The following is a 2,402-nucleotide window of genomic DNA, read 5'->3' as shown; positions in this document are numbered from 1 at the left end:
GATTGCAGTTCTCGAATCATTTGATCGATTTGATGAATTTGTGCGTGGGTCAGTATGATTCGAAGCAATTGATAAAGTTTTTTATTCGGAGGATCCTCACTCGGAATACTCTCGACTTTTTCATTCATTTCATCCATCAAGGTTCTCATATAGGCGAGGAGGAGGTCATCTTTATTATCGAAGTATTCATAAAGTGTGCTGCGCCCTACATCAAGCATTGCAGCAAGTTTTTTGAAGTGGACTCCGTGGAGACCTTCTTTTTTGAGGACTTCTCCTGTAGCCATAAATACATCATTTTTCGTTAATGCTTTTTTTCTTCCCATTGGAAGCCCCCCTCATCCACCTTTATTATATCATTTTGATTTTGAATTGCCTCCCACGAGGTTTAGGAAATATGTTTATAGCTATGTAAAAGACAGGCTTTATAAAGCCTGTCTTTTCTATCAGTCAAATAAATGAGTCAAATAGCCGTAACCTTTTTCTTCCATTTCATTTCTAGGAACGAACTCAAGAGCAGCGGAATTGATGCAATACCTAAGTCCTCCTTGATCGGTTGGCCCATCTTCAAAAACATGACCTAGATGCGAATCAGCTTGATCACTCCGAACCTCGATCCTCCTCATTCCGTGGGAGGTATCCATAGCTTCGCTTAGATACTGTCGCTCAATCGGTTTGGTGAAGCTTGGCCAGCCGCAGCCCGCATCATATTTATCTTTTGAACTGAATAATGGTTCTTTCGATACGATATCCACATAAATCCCTTCTCCTTCATGATCGTGGTATTCATTTTGGAAAGGGCGCTCCGTAGCATTTTCCTGTGTTACTTTATACTGAATATCCGTTAAACGTTGCTTCAAGTCTTTTTTGTCTTTTTTGAATCCCCAATGATCCTTAATAAACTTTGCACGACCAGAACCTTTTTTATAAAGTTTGTAATGGAAAGAATTCTTTTTATAATAGTCCTGGTGCTTTTCTTCTGCTGAATAGAACGTTTCAGCTGGAAGAATCGGTGTCACTATAGATGCTTTGAAAATGCCGGATTCTTGAAGGCGCTGCTTGCTCTCTTCAGCTATTTTTCTTTGCTCTTCATTATGATAGTAGATAGCCGTCTTGTACGATTCTCCCCGGTCTGCGAATTGTCCTCCAGCATCCGTTGGGTCGATTTGCTGCCAGAACAGCTCAACCAAACGTTCATAAGGAAATTTAGCAGGGTCAAATGTAATTTGTACCGCTTCCCGATGTCCTGTGTTTTTTGTAATAACGTCCATATAAGTAGGGTTCTCTGTATGGCCACCTGTATAACCTGAGATGATAGACTCTATTCCGGGTCTCTCATCAAACGGCTCGACCATACACCAAAAGCACCCTCCTGCAAAAGTTGCGGTTTGTAATTGGTTATTCATATTAAAGCCTCCTAATTCGCCAAATCATTTCAAATCAGCTTGACCTTATTCTTTCTAATTCACATAAAAAAATCAAGCCACACGCACAGCCTAAATGTATAATTTAGGCTGTGATGCACCTTGACGTCGTTTGTTTTTAGAAGATGAATCCTTTGATTCCAAGTCGTCAGATGATTCGGGACTCAATTGAGCCTTGGACTCTCTTCCACTTTCATTCTCCTCGAGCTCATCCTCATCATCATCCGGTTCGTTCATTATTTTCATCATATTAATCATGGCCGGAATGTTCTTCATCATCGGACCATATTGCTGAACCATAGGGGCAGCACTTTGCATTGCCTTCAGCGCTGTCTGTACGTGTGACAGCCATCCAGCTCCACCTGTCTTAGCCGCGGTTCCGGCCCCTCCCAGCATTTGAGAAACTAATCCTTGTGACCCTCCTACTCCTCCTGCACCAGGTACACCAAATCCACCGAATCCGGGTGCACCAAAGCTTCGGGCACCGAACCCACCTAGGCCTGAAGCACCATTATTGAGAAAAGGAGTAACTGATCTCATGAATCCCTGCGGTGCGGCGACCCTTTGTAAACCTTGCAACCCTTGCATCATACCTGGTCCTAGAGGAGGGAAAGGTGGTTGACCTGTCGGAAACATAGAAACCCCTCCGAAACTTAAGAATACTGTAGCATATGCCCGTTTTTCTAATCGGTTTGGGCTTTCGTACCTTTTGGTTCTTCGGGAATCGACCAATCGACGGGAACCTGCCCGGTCGATTTCAAAAATTCGTTCGCCTCAGAAAATGGACGGCTTCCGAAAAACCCTCGGTGTGCAGCTAGTGGGCTCGGGTGAGGAGAGGTAATCACTTTATGTCTTTCCCGACTGATGGATGCTCCTTTTTTTTGAGCGTGGCGTCCCCATAATATAAATACAAGTGGTGTTTCTCGCTCATTCAAACGCTCAATCACAGCATCTGTAAATATTTCCCACCCTAAACCTTGA

The 2,402-nt window shown here is 43.4% G+C and carries 4 protein-coding genes; all 4 read right to left on the bottom strand.

Annotated features, from left to right (window positions below; genetic code table 11):
- Positions 1 to 323 (bottom strand): TetR/AcrR family transcriptional regulator (locus LD39_RS21015; RefSeq protein WP_035553498.1); only part of this gene is annotated, 323 nt, incomplete at its 3' end.
- A gap of 120 nt (positions 324 to 443) precedes the next feature.
- Positions 444 to 1,403 (bottom strand): peptide-methionine (R)-S-oxide reductase MsrB, encoded by a 960-nt coding sequence (gene msrB, locus LD39_RS21010; RefSeq protein WP_035553495.1) that lies wholly within the window; start codon positions 1,401 to 1,403, stop codon positions 444 to 446.
- A 90-nt stretch (positions 1,404 to 1,493) separates the two neighbouring features.
- Complete coding sequence (gene vrrA, locus LD39_RS21005; RefSeq protein WP_035553492.1) at positions 1,494 to 2,057, bottom strand: VrrA/YqfQ family protein; 564 nt, start codon at positions 2,055 to 2,057, stop codon at positions 1,494 to 1,496.
- 47 nt (positions 2,058 to 2,104) lie between these two features.
- Positions 2,105 to 2,402: uracil-DNA glycosylase family protein (locus LD39_RS21000; RefSeq protein WP_035553490.1), on the bottom strand; the 298-nt coding region annotated here is incomplete at its 5' end.

The organism is Halobacillus sp. BBL2006, assembly GCF_000786645.1.
Classification (GTDB): Bacteria; Bacillota; Bacilli; order Bacillales; family Halobacillaceae; genus Halobacillus.
Note: the sequence above shows the minus strand (reverse complement) of the source record. Positions and strands in the feature narration are given on the sequence as shown.